This window comes from Bacillus sp. DX4.1 (assembly GCF_030348195.1).
GTDB lineage: Bacteria > Bacillota > Bacilli > Bacillales > Bacillaceae_G > Bacillus_A.
On record NZ_JAUCFT010000008.1, the window covers coordinates 2,860,639 to 2,878,928 of the forward strand.

Annotated in this window: 13 protein-coding genes, 2 pseudogenes and 2 riboswitches; of the genes and pseudogenes, 3 read left to right on the forward strand and 12 right to left on the reverse strand. The window is 35.6% G+C overall.

Translation table 11 applies throughout. The annotated features are described in order from the left end of the window. Positions 1–49: 49 nt before the first annotated feature. Positions 50–242: riboswitch (Lysine riboswitch) on the forward strand. A gap of 113 nt (positions 243–355) precedes the next feature. After that, positions 356–1,825: an amino acid permease gene (locus tag QUF99_RS17490; protein WP_289371572.1), complete on the forward strand. Its 1,470-nt coding sequence runs from the start codon at positions 356–358 to the stop codon at positions 1,823–1,825. Between the two features lie 377 nt (positions 1,826–2,202). Here the strand turns inward: QUF99_RS17490 and QUF99_RS17495 are convergent, their stop codons facing one another. After that, positions 2,203–2,661 (reverse strand): GNAT family N-acetyltransferase, encoded by a 459-nt coding sequence (locus QUF99_RS17495; RefSeq protein ID WP_289371573.1) that lies wholly within the window; start codon positions 2,659–2,661, stop codon positions 2,203–2,205. Between the two features lie 123 nt (positions 2,662–2,784). Here QUF99_RS17495 and QUF99_RS17500 point away from each other — a divergent pair, with 123 nt between their 5' ends. Further along, positions 2,785–2,919, forward strand: a complete 135-nt coding sequence (locus QUF99_RS17500; protein ID WP_289371574.1) for a YuzL family protein — start codon at positions 2,785–2,787, stop codon at positions 2,917–2,919. A 724-nt stretch (positions 2,920–3,643) separates the two neighbouring features. Here the strand turns inward: QUF99_RS17500 and QUF99_RS17505 are convergent. The 7 genes and pseudogenes from QUF99_RS17505 to QUF99_RS17530 form a co-directional block, all read right to left on the reverse strand. Beyond that, the gene (locus QUF99_RS17505) at positions 3,644–5,317 is read right to left on the reverse strand and encodes an IS200/IS605 family accessory protein TnpB-related protein (RefSeq protein WP_289371576.1); all 1,674 of its coding nucleotides are present in this window, start codon (positions 5,315–5,317) and stop codon (positions 3,644–3,646) included. Positions 5,318–5,567: 250 nt separating this feature from the next. Further along, a pseudogene (locus QUF99_RS28755) lies at positions 5,568–5,676 on the reverse strand (ECF transporter S component); the annotation flags it as partial. A 79-nt stretch (positions 5,677–5,755) separates the two neighbouring features. Next, positions 5,756–6,082, reverse strand: a pseudogene (locus QUF99_RS17510) (ECF transporter S component); the annotation flags it as partial. A 165-nt stretch (positions 6,083–6,247) separates the two neighbouring features. Further along, positions 6,248–7,966: a DUF4430 domain-containing protein gene (locus QUF99_RS17515; protein ID WP_289371577.1), complete on the reverse strand. Its 1,719-nt coding sequence runs from the start codon at positions 7,964–7,966 to the stop codon at positions 6,248–6,250. A 121-nt stretch (positions 7,967–8,087) separates the two neighbouring features. Next, positions 8,088–8,341, reverse strand: a riboswitch (cobalamin riboswitch). A gap of 312 nt (positions 8,342–8,653) precedes the next feature. Beyond that, positions 8,654–9,139 carry a ribonuclease E activity regulator RraA gene (gene rraA / locus QUF99_RS17520; RefSeq protein ID WP_289371578.1) on the reverse strand — a complete coding sequence of 162 codons (486 nt, stop codon included), beginning with the start codon at positions 9,137–9,139 and terminating at the stop codon, positions 8,654–8,656. Between the two features lie 583 nt (positions 9,140–9,722). After that, a complete protein-coding gene (gene ybaK, locus QUF99_RS17525) occupies positions 9,723–10,199 on the reverse strand; it encodes a Cys-tRNA(Pro) deacylase (RefSeq protein ID WP_289371579.1) in 477 nt (158 codons plus the stop codon). A gap of 774 nt (positions 10,200–10,973) precedes the next feature. Next, the gene (locus QUF99_RS17530; protein ID WP_289371580.1) at positions 10,974–11,516 is read right to left on the reverse strand and encodes a DUF1003 domain-containing protein; all 543 of its coding nucleotides are present in this window, start codon (positions 11,514–11,516) and stop codon (positions 10,974–10,976) included. Between the two features lie 767 nt (positions 11,517–12,283). On the opposite strand from QUF99_RS17530, the gene QUF99_RS17535 reads away from it, so the two are divergent. Further along, a complete protein-coding gene (locus QUF99_RS17535; protein ID WP_289371581.1) occupies positions 12,284–13,576 on the forward strand; it encodes a histidine--tRNA ligase in 1,293 nt (430 codons plus the stop codon). 465 nt (positions 13,577–14,041) lie between these two features. On the opposite strand, the gene QUF99_RS17540 is transcribed toward QUF99_RS17535, so the two are convergent. The 4 genes from QUF99_RS17540 to QUF99_RS17555 all read right to left on the reverse strand — a co-directional run bounded on the left by QUF99_RS17540 (position 14,042) and on the right by QUF99_RS17555 (position 18,246). Beyond that, positions 14,042–14,686, reverse strand: a complete 645-nt coding sequence (locus QUF99_RS17540; protein ID WP_289371583.1) for a hypothetical protein — start codon at positions 14,684–14,686, stop codon at positions 14,042–14,044. A 299-nt stretch (positions 14,687–14,985) separates the two neighbouring features. Beyond that, a complete protein-coding gene (locus tag QUF99_RS17545; protein WP_289371585.1) occupies positions 14,986–15,744 on the reverse strand; it encodes an SDR family oxidoreductase in 759 nt (252 codons plus the stop codon). A gap of 128 nt (positions 15,745–15,872) precedes the next feature. After that, positions 15,873–17,528, reverse strand: coding sequence for a putative ABC transporter permease subunit (locus QUF99_RS17550; RefSeq protein ID WP_289371586.1), 1,656 nt, complete (start codon positions 17,526–17,528; stop codon positions 15,873–15,875). Beyond that, complete coding sequence (locus QUF99_RS17555; RefSeq protein WP_289371588.1) at positions 17,521–18,246, reverse strand: ABC transporter ATP-binding protein; 726 nt, start codon at positions 18,244–18,246, stop codon at positions 17,521–17,523. The genes QUF99_RS17550 and QUF99_RS17555 overlap by 8 nt, the downstream gene beginning before the upstream one ends. Positions 18,247–18,290: the final 44 nt, after the last annotated feature.

The following is an 18,290-nucleotide window of genomic DNA, read 5'->3' on the forward strand; positions in this document are numbered from 1 at the left end:
CAATTGCCATATATTAAAAATCATAGCAATAAACAAATCCTCATCAATCCGATGAGGTAGAGGTTGCGGCTTTTAATAGTAGAACGGCTGAGACACAGAGAATGTCAATGAACCCGTTTGAAAGGAAAAGTTGCCGAAGTTTGTATTTCTTCTCTGGAAGTATGGGCTGGGGCTGTCTCCAAACAGGAACAGAACTGTCACGTTTACAAATTACCGTGTAAACGTGGGGTGCTATCTTAACGGAAGGGTATGATGGGGTGGTTATTTGTGAAACGTTCCGCCAAAATTCCTTTGGTGGTTTTTTGTATTTATCTCCCCCGCTCCTTCCTATCTTACAAGAAAAGGAGTGTTGAACATGAATAGCGCAACAAATCAAGCTACCTCTACAAATCAATCCGCACAAGGACAAGGTGAACTACGGCGCGGATTGAAATCTCGCCATCTTACAATGATTTCTCTCGGCGGTACAATTGGTACCGGACTATTTCTTGCCAGCGGTGGTGTCATTCACACTGCAGGACCTGGTGGTGCTCTCATAGCATACGCCGCAATTGGAATTATGGTCTACTTTTTAATGACAAGCTTAGCTGAATTAGCTGCTTACATGCCTGTTGCAGGCTCATTTAGCACATATGCAACAAAATTTGTCGATCCATCACTTGGATTTGCACTTGGGTGGAACTATTGGTACAACTGGGCCATTACAATTGCCGCTGAACTTGCAGCTGTAACATTAATTATGAAGTTTTGGTTTCCAAATACTCCTTCTTTACTTTGGAGTGGCATTTGTTTAGTCATTATGTTTCTTTTAAATTATTTATCTGTAAAAGGCTTTGGAGAAGCAGAATACTGGTTTGCACTCGTTAAAGTGGCAACTGTTATTATCTTTTTAATTGTTGGATTTATGATGATCTTTGGCATTATGGGCGGTGAACCTGTCGGTTTTGAAAACTTCACAATTGCTGATGCACCATTTAACGGTGGTTTCATGGCAATCGTAGGTGTATTTATGGCAGCTGGATTTTCATTCCAAGGAACTGAATTATTAGGTGTCGCAGCCGGTGAAACAGAAGATCCAGAACGTAGTATTCCAAAAGCAATTCGCTCGATCTTTTGGCGTATTCTTTTATTCTATATCTTCGCAATTCTTGTAATCGGTCTATTAATTCCATATACAAATGAAAGTCTTGCAGCAAGTGATGTAACGGTAAGTCCATTCACACTTGTATTTGAAAAAGCAGGTATTGCATTTGCCGCATCGGTTATGAACGCTGTTATTTTAACTGCTGTTCTCTCTGCTGGTAACTCTGGCATGTATGCTTCCGCTCGTATGCTTTGGAATTTAGCTCGTGAAGGTAAAGCACCGAAATTCTTAGGAAAATTAAACAGCCGCGGTGTACCTGTTAACGCATTAATTGCGACGGCATTAGTTGGCTGTGTTGCTTTCCTAGCTTCTTTATTCGGTGACGGTGTTGTATATATTTGGCTACTAAATGCTTCTGGAATGTCAGGCTTTATCGCATGGATCGGAATTGCAATCAGTCATTATCGTTTCCGAAAAGCATATATCGCACAAGGAAAAGATTTAAAAGATTTACCTTACAAAGCTAAATGGTTCCCATTTGGCCCTATCTTCGCCTTTGTACTTTGCTCCATTGTTATCCTAGGACAAAACTACGGAGCGTTTATAGGAGAATCCATTGATTGGAACGGTGTACTTGTTTCTTATATTGGTTTACCACTCTTCCTAGTCGTTTGGTTAGGTTACAAATTTAAAAATAAAACAAAAGTGATTCCGCTTGATAAATGTGAACTAAAAGAATAAAATCCTATCAATTTTTCATTATAAACTCATAAAGAATAAAGGTAAGGGACCCTATTAGCTATGTTTAATAGAGTCCCTTACCTTTTTATTTCTTGTATCTATTAGCTAACCATTTTGAGTTATGTATTCCCATTAGCTCGATAATGATGAAGTCTCCTCCATTTAAAGAAAAAGTCCAAAACTTAGACACGGAAGTTCAAGAGTTTGAAGGAATGCATTCTTTCTGCATAACAAAAGATATATTTTTGAATATACAAAAAAGCTAGTATGAAACTAGCTTTTTCTTTTTTACTTCTTGTAAGTAAAATTATGTTAGCAAAAGAAAAATTCTCAACTTAGGTCTTCTTTTGTCATTCACTATTTACCAAGCTAAGTTTTTATGAAGCATTTACATCTAGAATAACTGCCATTTCTTTCCCAAACCGGTCCCCTTTGTCTACAAATCCTAAACTTGCGTACAAAGCCTGTGCTCCCTGATTTTCTGGATGATAGCCCACAACAATTCTCTTGCAATTCGGTAATTTAGACATGTTTTTAATTATCAACTGCGTTGCAATTTTTCCTATTCCTTGCTTTTGGTAATCTTTATCAACCATTATTCTATAAATCCAGTAACCATCTAATTCTTCTTCAAGTGTATTAAACATTAAAAACCCAACTGCCTTGCCCCCCAAATGTATAGCAAAAGGCTTCAATGATGGCTCAAATTTAGACTGTGCAATTGATACTGCATTAGATTCTATGTGCTTGATCTGTTCTTCAGAAACCTGTAAGTTACAACACTCATACCAGTTTTCTGCATTTAGTTCTACAAGTTCAATTTTGATATTAGTCATGGACTTCCCCTTCTCTTCTGCTTTATTGGATATTACGCTCTCCATCTTTTTTTCGTCTTTTTTCTTTCTTTTCCTGCATAGTTTCTCACTTCTAAACAAAAAATAACGTTGGAGGTATACAAAATGCAACAAAAAATTAAACAGGATCGCTCCAAATCAAGTCTTGGTTCTTCACAAGTCGAAAGTCAAGGAATTACTACACAAGAAGCAGGTTCCATTAAAGTACCTTCATCAAATAAGAAACAAAAACGCAGTTAATCATAATTTTTTAACGCAATTTATACAATTGGTCCATGTATTAGAATTATGTTTGATATATGGATTATTTGTATGAGTTTTATTAGAAAAAGAGCTCCTTTTATTTAAAAGAAGCTCTTTTTCTATATTTGTTCAGGGTATAACCAATTTGGTAATAGCACACATGATGAAGCATGTTAGGAACTTCAAGATAAATTATACTAGATTTCCATACATATTTTCATGCAATTTTGCATGAGGACATAAAGAAATATGGTATATACAATGGTTGACTGAGTAGAGATGTATAAAAAGATGTATAGAAGATAGAAAGAGCTCTGGGGATCAGGACTCTTCGTGTATTTTTTGCTGATAGATTAGTATGTTTTAAAAATCTTTTTTCCAGTTAATCTAAAAAGAAGATAGTTCATACTCAAATATGTCATGCCAAACAGTATATTGAACTACCCCCACCTACCTCTACACGAGCTTGAGGTGGGGGATTCTACTGTTTCTGCCCTAACAAAAACACTTCCTCTCGTTCAACAAAGAGGATACAACGATATAGAAATTCGGTAGTGTCCTTATGCAAGACGACCTCTTTCTATCCTCCGAGGAAAATAGAACAGGTACAGCTACTTTCTTCCTATATCGAGGCGAAGAACACCCTGTCATTCATCCAGTTCCTAGACCTGTTATCTGCTCTGGTGACAAGCGTAAGAGACTGGGACAAGGGATTCTTTTTTCATGATGCAAACAGTTTTGCTAGTTTTTTCTTTTCACTTTCAAATAAGTCTAATCGTTCTATTTGTAAGGCTTCTTTCGGCTGATTCACATGGTATAACTGATAGAAATGATGGGTCCGAATATCCAATCGATTGTTTAATTGATGCCAATGGGTCCAGTGGTGTGCTTCTTTCTTTGGAATATAAGGCTGAAGCACCTGAGGTACTTTTTCTTTATACCCTAATCCACGACGCCCAATCGTAAAAGCCGCAGATTGATGAATAGAAATGCCAAGTTTCCGCATATATTTCATCTTCCCTGAAATCGAAGTGTAAGCTGAATTAACTTGAAAGACAGCCACGCCCATTTTATCCGCACAACCCAAAATCGCGCTTGTCATCTTCTTATAAGCGAACATACTCTTCATTCGATTCACTCGCTTATTTCCGTATCGATCACCTGCCCTTGATTGCGTGGTATCTAACTTTTCTATTACAATCGGCTTGTTATACCGATACGCGAGATCAACTAAGCGAATGACTTCCGCTTCGATTATCTTTGTGATTTGTCCAGTTGATTTACCCATAATAGAAAAACGGAGGGAACCACTTCCTTTGTAATTCCCATCCTTTGTTACATTCGCCCAAGCAAAATGATCTAGATTGCAATCCACACCAATTACACCATCCGATTTACTATAATTTGTGTGAGGGTGTTCCGGTACATCGATTAAGCCTTTCACAATATAATACTCCCCATAGTCTTCCACAGACCACGCAATCGGTTTGCCATGTTTTTTCCTATTCTTACAATGTAATTGGTTTTTAATCACTTCCTCAATGATTTCTTGTCCATACGGGAATGTGACAGCTGGAAACATAAGCAGTTTTCCTGTACTTGTCGTCATCCACAATTCCTGCTTCTCAAGCATATACTGAAACACAAAATTTCCGTGTTTGGCATCTTTACGGCCAGATAGAATGAGTTGTTTATTTCGAGCACAGGAAAATAATGTTTTCCATTTGTCATGGTTACGTATAAACTCATCGATTGTAAATTGAGACCGAAATAGTTTTTCACTCCCAAACACCGCGCTCGGAATATGCGTTTGGTACGATTCAAGCTTCTGCTTTAAACGGTATTGCCTGTGAGTCAAACGACCGATTTTTGCTTGAATCCTTTTGATTTGAACATCTAAGTACTGGTGTTCAAACAGATATTCATTCAGCCAAATGAATGTGTCCTCTTTACGAGACAAGGAGATAATATTATTGTTCTTCGAAAAGCGGGAGTTTTTGGGAAACGTAATCTTTCCTCTCACACAACCTTGTTTGATTTTACGAAGCTTTGTCAGTTTTGTACGTTCTTGCTTCAACTTCTTTTTGATTTTCTTGAGCTTCTCTTGTGTTTGTTTCTCATATATCTTCTGCAACTCTATTAAACCTGTAAACAACGCCTTTGCTTCTTGCACCGCACTGTTTGCATAGTAATCATTCAATTGATATTTCCGCTTGAGAACAAGATAAAGACTATCTGTATGCATCTTACGGCTCCAACGTTTTTCCCGAACAATCGTTTGAAATGCAAAGCGTTTCGCCCGATTAAATGTTTTCATTGTCTTTGTCAATGTATCTACCATTTCATACGATACATCCCTTTTATAGATCCGTTTCGAAAAATACGCTTTCTTCACCTGTTCTCACCTCATTTTGTTTGATAAGACAATTATACAACAAAACAGAACGTATGTTCTACAAAAAGATGGTTTTCTTTAAAAAAAGAAAAAACCGATTCATCCCCCACCTTTACTTCGTTTAGAGGAGGGGGTCTTCTCGGTTGAAATGATAAAAAATGCTCCTTACCTTTGGTAAGAAGCATTTAAGAGGCAAACGAATATGTAAGTCGCGACCCTACAGTATATAACTATGTTTTACGATACATACTTATGCTTTGTTTACTTGAGAAACTCACGTGTTTATCACCTTCTAAAATGCCATACTTCTATTTAAATCTAGTAAGAATGTTAATCCATGATGTACTATATAAATACAAATTAAAAAACCGACATAAAACCCTTCTTTTTAAGTGGGAGAGAGCATCCGGCCATGCATAGAAGCGGTCAGATCCTTTTCCTGCCCCATAAGTTTCTCATTATAAGCGTATTCCGAAGTAAACCCGCTGTAAATCTCATCATCCTCCATGAAAACATTTGCCACTGTGTCCACGGTCCTTGTCCTAAAAATATATTAGACACAAGTGCTGCGGTAGCTCCAATGATAAAGCCTGTCTCACTTCCGAAAACAATAGCTGAAACAATAATTACAAACGAAGTTGGTTGTACACTTGGAATAATTGAAAATGGAAAATGGAACACGGCTAACTGCTGCTAAAACAGCAACAATAACGATTTCACGTGAAACAAATACTTTTTTTCAAATCGAATATAGAATGGTAACATAATGACGATTAGCATAAACTACACCAAATATAAAATTTATCCGTTTGACTACATCCAACAAGCAATCCGAATGAAAGGACAAATGAGATCAACCATTTCATCATACTCATATGTTTCTCACCTTTCTTAATAAAATTAGGAGCAAATCATTGCTCCTAATTTTTGTTAAGCTACTTTTCGTCTCCATAAAACATATGCTGAAGCAATGCATAATACACCCATTCCTACTGGCATAGCATCATCCCAACCTGACGCTCCTGTTTTAGGTAATTGACCATTTTCCGCAGTTTTTTCACTATTTACTGTTTTTTCTTTTACTACAACACGAGATGTTTCATCTTTCGATTGCTTTTGCTGCTTTTCTATAACTTTTACGTCATCTACTATTGGCTGCTTCGGTTCTATAACCGGTTTTGTTTCATTTTCAGTTAAAATGTTCGTCCAATCGTAAATGGAACCGTTCCCGTTTACATAGTCTTTATATTGTATAAGAGCTAATAGGGCTTGTTCAGTTGCCATACTATTACCTTCTTTTTCGTTTGACAACCATTTGAATTCACCATTTGCTAATTGATAGGATATTAAATTTTGAACAGCATTATAATTATTTTTAATAAATGCATTGCTCGTTGGATTGATTCCTGCTGCAGCTAGACCAATAATAGCTTGCGAGACACTATTGGAATTTTCTTTACCGTCAGCTAAAAATCCACCTGTTTTCGTTTGTTTTTTTGATAAAAATTGTACTGCTTTTCCAATGGATTTCTTAACTTCTGGTTGCTGTTTATATGGCGCTAATGCCGATAAAACCCTACCTGTTACATCAATACTACTAGCGTCCTTTTTACTGCTCTGAACATCGTAAGTCCAACCACCATCTGTATGTTGAGAAGTTAAAATTGTTTTTACTAATGTATCACGATTCCATTTTGCATCTACTGGTACTTCATATTTTTTTGTATCAAGTGCAATAAGACTAAATGTATAACCTATAATAGAATCTAATTTTTCAGATTGATAAAGTCTTTCAATTAAATTCTCCCCTGCAACATTCTTTGGGTTACCATTAACTGCTGTAACCGCTAAAATTGTTCGTGCTACATCGGTAGAATTGAATCGATTTATACGCTTTTCTACTTTTTGTGTTAAAGACTGTAAATAGCTTATTTTTACCTCTGTTGGTATACTTTGCTCTGAACGTGCAAGTGCAATTGCAACCCCATCACTATCCACTCCGTCTTTCAGCATCTTTTGAGAAGCTTTTTGAATCGCACGATCTACTTGTTTCATTAGTAATTCATTTTTTATTGGTTTTTGTGGTTTTTGCTCATTTGGCTTTTGCCCATCTGGCTTTTGTTCATCTGGCTTTTGTTCATCTGGTTTTTGCTCATCTGGCTTTTGCTCATCTGGCTTTTGCTCATCTGGTTGTTTCTTACAAGTTCCTATCTTATCAAGTACTTGTTGAAGTGTTTCCTGACTCATTTTGCTCCAGTCTACAACAAAACGAAATGCAACAACATCTCCAGCTTCTAATTTATAACTATCTGCTCCAACCATTGCCGCTTTATCATTTACATCATAAGTCCATCCACTTGTTTCACCAGCCATTAAACCAGCAATGCCCTTTATGTACATACCATATTTCGTATTTTCGGCTGTTACTTTGCCACTCATGATTTTTTGCAATAAACTATAGGCTGTTTCCCCATCTTTAATTGACACTTCTTTTGGACATAAAATGATTCCTTTTTGCGACTCCCCAATAATCGCAAGTGTTGCTGTTTTCCCTTCAGCAAACGCAATATGTACAGTATTTGTGAAAGAAACAAATACTAACGTAAACGCCATTAATGACGTAAGCAGGCACTTTTTCATCGTCCCCATCTTCATCCGTTCCTCCCTTTGCAAAAAACTTACATAAAAAAAGCCCTCTAAGGGCGTGCAAAAGTACTCTCCACTTGAAAGTGCAAAACAAAATGCACAACACCTCCTATCCTCGTAGGTGATGGTTGTATTTGCATAGGAAAGGTAACCTGACTTATGAATGATTTATCCCGCATTAACGGACAGTACGACCCCCACCCCAAGATTCTAAAAAATTCAAGGAAGATATGTGGAGGTTAAAGAACCCCCCATTGATAAAAGTCTTACTTTATTGTTACATCATTCACTTACAGTGGCGGGACCGCATTGGATTTTCACCAATTTCCCCTCTTAAGTAATCAATAAATACTATACACCTATACAATTATTAACATTATGAATTTCTGTATTATTTTACTATTGACGTAGCTTTTTGTCTATGTTTTATCTGATTTATTTTCCAAGAATATTATAGAGTAAATGCTATATAAATCCATTTTGATTTTTCGACATATAGCCGCGGCTATGAATAACAAAAGGTGACCTGCACTCGTTTTCTCTCTTTGTTTTCACTATGTCTGGGCAGGAAAAGGATCTGACCGCTTCTATGCATGGCCGGATGCTCTCTCCCACCTAAAAAGAAGGGGGTTATGTCGGTTTTTTAATTTGTATTTATTTATATAGTAATAGACTTTTATTGAATATATTTCACTCTTTCATATGAATTGGCTCATCACATACAATTACCCCGTCTTCATCGGCATACACATAGTGATCTGAAACCCAAGAAATTTCACCAAAGAACAAAGGTATTTTTCTTTCCCCTCTCCCTTCTTTCACACTTCTTTTCGGCATCGTCCCAATCGCTAAAATACCTATATCAATATTACGAAGCTCTGCACTATCACGAACACAACCATACACAATAATTCCCGCTAAATTCCGTTCCTTTGCAATGTTTGCTAAATTATCCCCAAGCAAAGCACAATTCGTAGAACCTTCACCATCCACCACTAGTACTGTTCCCTCCGGTGAAGTTTGTAATGCTTGTTTCACTAGCACGTTATCATCTTTCACTTTAACTGTTGCAATCTTCCCGTGAAACTGATCTTTCTTTCCATAAGACTGAAAGATCGGACGGCATACTTGTACCTTATTTTCAAATGCATCACAAAGATCCGTTGTTCGCCACATCTTCTTTCCTCTTTTCTTTTTTCGATATATGTTACGTATTCTTGTACTTTCGCCATTCCCCTGTCTTATTTTGCAAAATTTTATATACTATAAGAAGAATATATATAAGGAAGTGTAGCTTATGAGCAGTAAAACAAACGTTTATCGCCTATTAAATATAGCATAAAACCCCATATACTGAACAAACGGCTCAATTATATAAATCCATTTTGATTTTTCGACATATAAGCCGCGGCTATGGATAACAAAAGGTGACCTGCACTTGGTTTCTCTCTTTGTTTTCACTTGGCATGGGGCGGGAAAAGGATCTGACCGCTTCTATGCATGACCGGATACTCTCTCCCACCTAAAAAGAAGGGTTTTATCTCGGTTTTTTAATTTGTATTTATCTATTCCATAGACATGTTAGCAAGTTCGTTTGCAAACTTGTTGATTTCCGTACTTCTTCCTATATATAGGAAAAAACTCTTCATACTTTTAAATTTTCTTCATTAAGCTTCCTATTGTATATCTAGAGATACATGAGAGGGTATTTAGATAAAATCCGCCCTGCCGATTAGTCAGCAGGGCGGATTCTGATAAGCTATTTTATTAAATCAGCAAAGTTTGCTTTCGTTGTCTGGATTAAATTTTCAACCTTTAGTTCAATTTGCACACCAATTTTTCCCCCGCTGACTATAATTGTTTCTAATGATCGAGCGTTTGTATCTATAAAAGTTGGAAATAATTTTTTCATCCCAACTGGTGAGCATCCACCACGAACATATCCGGAAACTTTTGTAATATCCTTCACCGGAATCATTTCCACCTTCTTTTCACCAGCAGCCTTAGCAGCTGTCTTCAAATTGAGTTCTGCTTCTACTGGAATAACGAACACATAATATGCCTTGCTAGACCCTTGAGAAATAAGTGTTTTGTACACTTCCCTTGTCTCTCTTCCGATTTTTTGGGCAACAGAAATTCCATCGATTTTTCCATCCTCTGGATTATATGACATCATGGAATATTCTATTTTTTCTTTGTCTAATATCCGCATTGCATTTGTTTTATCCTTTTTCATATTATCCTCCTATTAATGCTTCAACAAAAATCCACAGCATTACACCTGATAAATTTATTTATTTTTATTATACAACTTTGTCATTATATACGAATGAATAACTTTCAATGGATTCTGTATAATTTCTGCTAACCGTGATCCATCGATTAATTGAACATTTAAATGAGACAAGCATATATTATCGTATAGGGTTCCCCACTCATAGAAACCCACCGTACAAGGAGCACTTTTATACAGTGCTCTTTTTCGGCATGTAGAATTTAGATACCAAATAACGTTTTTGTTAACTACCTCTACTTTTACGCATTAAATTCGTTTGTTTTGCAATGGACAATCTAATTTTTGTCCTTATTTAGAATAGGATAATCCGTAATCTTCAATTTTGGAGGGATAAAATTTGAGACCATATTCAGGATATCCCTATAGTACTATCCATTTATGTACTGATATGTGCGGCCATTGCTTTCTTCTCCCACCATCAGCAAAAGACGCTTGTCTTTCAGCTTGTATGAAAAAATGTTTTATGCAGCAATTTTATCATCATCCTCATATCTGGAGATAGTCTTATTAAAAAGTACAGAAACAAATTGTTCCTGTACTTTTATTATTTTTGATCGTCATTTATCCCAATTCATGCTTATAATATGCTTACTTTTTTCATACCGGGTAGACATAACATCACTTATCGGTAGAAATTTTTTTATACAAAAAAAGCTAATCATCTAATTCTATTCCATAAATGATTAGCTTTTTGCTTTTTTAACGATAACATATTTATTCTATTTTTAGTTGTTTCAACAGCTCTTTAATCTCCACTAATTCACTTTCTATATGGTGTAAACGACTTTGCATATTGTCAATCTCTTGCTCTGCTTTATAATTAATCGCAAAATCAATAACTGATTCATGTTTGTCACGTACAGCTTGACGGTTTTGACTCATCATAATAACGGGTGCTTGAAATGCAGCTATAAATGATAAACATAAGTTCAATAAAATAAACGGTGGGCTGTCAAAGTGTGCTCCTTTTGTGATAAGTAGACTATTCCAAATAATCCATCCAACAAGAAAACATGCAAACCAAACAATAAATCGCCAGCTACCTCCAAATTGTGCAATTCTATCAGCTAACCGATCTGCCCACTTTGTTCGTTGTATATATTCACTATCAAGTTGATGAAGAATTTCTGATTCATAGCGATTTACAAGTCGATCAATACGTGTTAAACTTTCTTGATTTAAATCAATGTCAAAACCTTGGATTTTCACATTTTTTTGTTTTTTCTCTTTTAAATTCTTCCAATTTTTTTGTACCATTGTACAAACCTCCTCTCGTATAGAGGAAGTCATTTTCCCAAAGTTATATAAGGCGGCAACTATTTTTACGTAGTAATCCACCGCAAATTTTCAGTTGTATGACTTCCTCTGATGTGGGCGCTATGTCCGACTCTCCTATACTTGGATTACTCATAAAACAGTTCCACCTCTCTTTTTTACTAATCATTGTATGCTAGCTTATCTCTTTTGACTATGCGATTAAGCAGTATTTTATTAAAATCACCCAGACTATCAAAAATTCATATGAAAGTTTATATAATCCATCATTATCAGAAGTGAAAAATTGTAATTTTCATAACAGCAAAATTACAACTAGACTTACACAACATAATTCAGATCATAATGAAGGAGTGATTGAAGTGAAAGGACATAGAAAAAGAGGATTACAAATTTTCATTAATGGCGCAAATTTAATTCAAGTGAGTAATGCCACTCCCCCTTTCCATTACATTATAAAAGCTGATTGTTGTTATAAGAACTTTACAATTATTATGTCACTGACAGTAAAAAGATTGATAATTCAAACTTAATTTAGTATACTTTAAAAAAACCTAAAGGAGAGATCTCTTATGTTCAGACAAAACACTTCTTTCCAACTTCATCATCATACATAAAGCCGTGTATTCCGAAGAATTTTTTCTTCGTGGGTACAGGGCTATTCCTGTTGACCCACGAAGAAATTATAAAGCTATGTGGGTATTTTTATACCTGCATAGCTTTTTTATTTAAAAAAAGGAGTGATTATAATGAATGTACGCAATGTAAAAGGAACAAAAGATTATTTACCTGAAGAACAATTGTTGAGAAACCAAATTAAACGGGCTTGCGAGGAAACATTTGAAGCATATGGCTGTAAACCGCTAGAAACACCTATTTTAAATATGTATGAACTAATGTCTTATAAATATGGTGGTGGCGCTGAAATTTTAAAAGAAATGTATACACTTCGTGATCAAGGAAACCGTGAACTGGCGCTTCGATATGATTTGACAATTCCATTCGCAAAAGTAGTGGCTATGAATCCTGATATTCGCCTCCCATTTAAACGTTATGAAATTGGAAAAGTCTTTCGAGATGGTCCAATTAAACAAGGAAGATTTCGAGAGTTTATACAATGTGATGTCGATATCGTTGGCGTAGAATCCGTTATCGCTGAAGCGGAATTAATGGTGATGGCCTTTGACCTTTTTCAAAAATTAAACTTAGACGTTACGATTCAATATAATAATCGCAAGCTACTAACAGGTATTCTCAAAACCCTCAACATTCCGGACGACCAAACACAAGATGTAATTTTATCATTGGATAAGCTTGAAAAGATTGGTATCGATGGCGTACGAAAAGATTTACAAAATCGTAGTATTTCGGGTAATATCGTGACTACTATTTGTAATACAATTGAATCTTGCATGACGCTAAAACTCAATGAATTTGATCAAACGTTCTCAAATCTACTTGTTACAGAAGGTGTTGCAGAACTACAGCAACTAAAACAATATTTAATGTCCCTTGGTATAGCAGACAAGGCTACTTTTACCCCTTTCCTAGCAAGAGGACTGACAATGTATACAGGCACAATTTATGAAATCTTTTTAGCTGATGGGAGCATTACTTCAAGTATTGGTAGTGGAGGGCGTTATGATAATATAATTGAGGCCTTTCGCAAAGACGAAAAGTCCTATCCAACTGTAGGTATTTCTTTTGGTCTAGACGTTATTTACACCGCTCTTGTACAGAAGGAAGTTGAATCAGCTGCTGTCGATCTTTTTATCATTCCACTAGGTACAGAAGCTGATTGTTTACAAATTGCGCACAGCATACGAGCAAATGAAAATATGAAAGTAGAACTTGAACTTGCTGGACGTAAACTAAAACGCGCTCTTAATTATGCGAACAAAGAAAATATTTCTTATGTCCTTATAATTGGTGAAGAAGAAATAAATAATCAAACATTAGTTTTACGAAATATGAAAGAAGGAACTGAACAAAAAATCCCTCTTGCCTGTATTGAAAAAGGGACCTTAAAAGAATACTTATAGAATAGGCCGTCCTTACTCTGGACGGTTTTCTTTCCTCGATTGGGTATCTATATCTGTAAATTAGTTAACATAATAAAATTATGATATATATCATTGTGTTTTTCATCTAAATATCATTTTGGTTCGTTTCCTGTTAAAAATCGAACCCAACGCTGCCGAGATTTCATGTGTGCTCCGTCTGCGTATACATGCGCTTCCATTTTTAAGGATTATGGAATTCTGACTTTCTGTTACTCCTTGTACTATATAAATCCATTTTGATTTTTCGACATATAGCCGCGGCTATGGATAACAAAGGGTGACCTGCGCTCGTTTTCTCTCTTTGTTTTCACTATGTCTGGGCAGGAAAAGGATCTGACCGCTTCTATGCATGAATGGATGCTCTCTCCCACCTAAAAAGAAGGGGTTTATGTCAGTTTTTTAATTTGTATTTATATAAAATACTCTATTTAAAAATCAATTATTTTATGAAAGCTTATTTATAAGTTGATTTAAATCTTGCTTTGATTTTGTCGTTAACGATTTAATTCGTTTTACATCGATTTTTTGTTTCTCCGTTGCAACGATTAACGGATATATACTTTGCCCGATTGTTTTATAGTCAGTTGGATGTGCCGTTTCTAATTCTTTTTCTACTACATCCCATTTCTCATTAATTTGTTTTCCGAGCTTGTTTACCGTATCCAATTTTGGGTTAGCTGCTAATTGTTTATCTAAGCTTTCAATCAATTGGACAACTTCTTTCACATTTGTTTTCACATTCAACTTCTGTTTTGGAGTTGTTGCTGTTGTATCTTTATTCGATGTTTTCCCATTTGTAGTTTGATCCGTAGTTTTAGCATTTGTCTCTTTACTAGTTGCTTCCTTATCTGTCGTTCCTTTTGAACTCGTTTGGTCATTACCTGATTTTCCAGTAGTAGTTGTGTTTGTTTCTTTCCCCTCGTCTTTCGTCGTGCTCGTTTCGTCTGCACTCGTCGTTTTTGCATCCTCTTTCGCGTTTGTTTGTTCCTTTTTCATTTCTTTCCCCTGATCTGTCGAGGTGCTACAAGCTGTAATGGAGAGCATTGTGCCAATTGCTAATGAAGCAATCGTAATTTTTTTCATTTTCATAAAAAGCCTCCTATACTTACAAATTAAACCTCCCTAATACGATTCTATTTATTATTGAAAATTCCTTTTTACTCTATATAAATCCATTTTGATTTTTCGACATATAAGCCGCGGCTATGGATAACAAAAGGTGACCTGTACTCGTTTTCTCTCTTTGTTTTCACTATGTCTGGGGCAGGAAAAGGATCTGACCGCTTCTATGCATGGCCGAATGCTCTCTCCCACCTAAAAAGAAGGGTTTTATGTCGGTTTTTTAATTTGTATTTATATATATACTTTGTAATAAACTATAATTTTTATCAATAAAATCCACCATTTGAATGAATCACTTGCCCGGTTACCCACGCTGCCTCTTCACTTATTAAAAATGAAATGAGACGTGCTACATCCATTGGTTCTCCAATTCTACCAGCTGGAAACCTTCCAATAAGAGATTCCTGCACTTCTTTATTCATCCACCCTGTTTGTGTCGGTCCTGGATCAACTGCATTTACAGTGATCCTTTTTTTTGCTGCAGCCGGTGCTACTGAATTTGTAAATGCTTCAATTGCTCCTTTTGTTGCTACATATGCAAGTTCATCAGGCATCGGTCCTAACGATTGTCCGGAGGTAAGATTAATAATTCTACCACCCGTTTCCAACGTATGATTTTTGATAAATAATGCACTTAATAGCATTGGCGCACGTACATTGACCGTATAGTGTCGGTCTAGCTCTTCTACATCCAATTCATCATAATTTGTATTTGTCGAATAAGCTGCATTATTGACTAGAATAGATGGTTCACCTAAACGTTCTGAAACCATGTATAACAGACGGTTTGGTGCATATGACTGCGCTAAGTTCACTTCCGCCATTTCACATCGCACACCAAAATTTTCAATTTCTTTTTTTAATAAAAATGGTTCCTGGTCGTTCATCCCCCATGGCATTGCTTTATCATAACGAGGCCAGTATGTAAAAAAGATATCAATTCCTTTTTGAGCAAGTAGCTTGCTAACCGCTGCTCCAATTCCATCTAAACGTGTTGCTCCCGTAACAATTGCTATTCTCGTCACTCGCTTCTCCCCCTACACAATATAGTAAAAATTTCATCAGTGTTTTTCTCCATCCCATTGGTGATTAGTTACATCCATTGGGCTTAAACGGGATAAATCCTCTGCACAAATACAGAGGATTTATCATTTTATTTAATATTTGCTAAAATACGTTCCGCACCTAGTTGTAAACTGCGGGTTACAATTACATTTACTATCGTAAACGCAATTAAAAGAATGAAAAACATTCCCCACATACCAATGCCGAAGAAATAGTATAAAGCGAACACACCACCAACAATAATTAAATCTACTAAAATATTTGCCAGGAAATTCCATAAAGTTGTATAACGGCCTTTAAACAATTTTTGTTCTGTATCCCAATTAATATCAGCAGTTTGTGCATCCCAACGTGCACCAATTAAGTTGTTGAACCATAGGCCATTTGCACAAAGTAAAAACCATAGCAACATAAAGAGCGGAGAAACACCAGCAACAAAAATTAAAACAAGACCAAAAATAGCTAAAATCGTTATATTAATAGACCACGCTGTCAATACTTTTGCAAAAAATAGGTCTGCTGCTTTCACCGGTAAATAACGATTCACAAACCATGTACGTCCATCTCTAGAAAAAGATGTTGTTGCAATTACATTATTCCCCATTAAGAGTAGTCCTGCACAAAAGCCAATTCCAATTGCAAGACCAGTATATTCTGGATTTTCCACATAATTAGTCAGCCATTTTAAGTTGCCATTTTGCACAAAAATAACAAAGAACAACATGATTGGCATAATAAATGTTTGAACGATACAATTTAGAAAAAACTGAGGTGTTCGGAATAAAATACGAAACTCTTTTTTTACATATGCTTTTAAATGTGAACTTTGAATCGTTGCTTTATTAAAGTTCTCTGTTGAAATAACTTCCTTTTTCGCTGTGCTCGTTGAAAGACCAATTACCCCTTTTAAATATGTACGCTGCGAAACATAGAAAAATAATACGAAAAATGCGAAAGAAATCGCTGCAAAAATAAGAACATACAAAATTCCTTTCCACGATGCATGTTCTACTAACCCCATTGCTCCAAAATACGATGATGGAAAGTAATTTGTCATTTGAACCAAAAGTGATGATTGATTGTCTGTAAAATAATTTGCCATCATATCACCAGATGCGACACTTTTGTTTTTCCATTGAATGAATAGATTGATTCCGACGATAAAGAATAGGGAAAGCATCCCAATAAAGATATTGCTGCGATCTTTATTTTTAGCAATATTTGTGTAACGCATAATGACTGTCATTAAAAGTGACGCAAGCACAAGTGGAATGATTGGGAAAAATAAGTAAACAAGTAAGACATATAAATAGTATGTAATAAAGGCACCACTTTGCATGCCGTAAACAATAAAGATTGGAAGAATAACGAAAGACGCCATTACATATTGAGTAATTAATACAGTAATAAATTTTGCCGTAATAATATGTGATGGTTGTAATGGTAACGGTAATAACGTTTCAACATCATCGCTGTAGTAAAAAACGGTTAAAATTGTTGTAATGCTAATAACAAATACCCAAATACTCCCCACCGCTAACCCCATACCAATAATTATGCTTTCTTGGCCAATTGGCTTTAATCCATTGTACATTCCTAACGTAAGTGGACCGATAAACAGAAATCCACAAAATAAAAGTGCCAAAAACGAAAATACATACATCCAGCGTTTCTTTTTATCCGTTATAATGTCCGCATAATTTAATTTCAACAATACTTTTGTTAATATCCAAATTTTATTCATTACCTGTCATCTCCAAGAACATTTTTTCAAGAGATTCGTTTGATTTAAAATGATCTCTCATTTCATTTAAATTTCCTTGGAACTGCAGATTCCCTTTATTAATAATTGCAACGCGGTCACATAATTTTTCAGCCACTTCTAATACATGCGTGGAGAAAAATACAGTTTTTCCTTTATCCGCATGTTCCCGCATCATTTGTTTTAAGATAAATGCCGATTTAGGATCTAGCCCTGTCATTGGTTCATCTAAAATCCACACATCTGGATCATGAAGCAAAACACCAATAATAATAATTTTTTGTCTCATACCATGTGAATAACTTTGAATCTGATCAGACAAGGCATTATACAAATCAAATCGCTCTGCTAGCGTACGAATCTTCTCTTGTCTTACTGCGTTCGGAACTTCATATATATCTGCCATAAAATTCAAATATTCAATTCCTTTTAATCGCAAAAACATATCCGGGCTATCTGGAACATAGCCAAATGTTTTTTTTGCTTCCAACGGCTCTTTCGTAACATCTTTTCCATTGATTAAAATTGTTCCTTTATCGATGGAATGAACACCTGTTACCATTTTAATTGTTGTAGATTTCCCTGCACCATTTGGACCTAAAAAGCCAAAAATCTCTCCACTTGGTATCGTTAAACTCAAATCTTTTACAGCAAATGTAGTGCCATTATAACTTTTTGAAATATTCGAAATCTCGATCATATTATCCAACCTTTCCCTGTTTTACCAATAAACTATATTCCTAT

Coding starts and splice junctions, on each gene's coding strand:
- QUF99_RS17515 (WP_289371577.1), bottom strand. CDS start 7,966: ATGGGGACGATGAAAAAGTGCCTGCTTACGTCATTAATGGCGTTTACG.
- QUF99_RS17530 (WP_289371580.1), bottom strand. CDS start 11,516: ATGGTACAAAAAAATTGGAAGAATTTAAAAGAGAAAAAACAAAAAAAT.
- QUF99_RS17495 (WP_289371573.1), bottom strand. CDS start 2,661: ATGACTAATATCAAAATTGAACTTGTAGAACTAAATGCAGAAAACTGG.
- QUF99_RS17555 (WP_289371588.1), bottom strand. CDS start 18,246: ATGATCGAGATTTCGAATATTTCAAAAAGTTATAATGGCACTACATTT.
- QUF99_RS17540 (WP_289371583.1), bottom strand. CDS start 14,686: ATGAAAATGAAAAAAATTACGATTGCTTCATTAGCAATTGGCACAATG.
- rraA (WP_289371578.1), bottom strand. CDS start 9,139: ATGTGGCGAACAACGGATCTTTGTGATGCATTTGAAAATAAGGTACAA.
- QUF99_RS17490 (WP_289371572.1), top strand. CDS start 356: ATGAATAGCGCAACAAATCAAGCTACCTCTACAAATCAATCCGCACAA.
- ybaK (WP_289371579.1), bottom strand. CDS start 10,199: ATGAAAAAGGATAAAACAAATGCAATGCGGATATTAGACAAAGAAAAA.
- QUF99_RS17535 (WP_289371581.1), top strand. CDS start 12,284: ATGAATGTACGCAATGTAAAAGGAACAAAAGATTATTTACCTGAAGAA.
- QUF99_RS17550 (WP_289371586.1), bottom strand. CDS start 17,528: ATGAATAAAATTTGGATATTAACAAAAGTATTGTTGAAATTAAATTAT.
- QUF99_RS17500 (WP_289371574.1), top strand. CDS start 2,785: ATGCAACAAAAAATTAAACAGGATCGCTCCAAATCAAGTCTTGGTTCT.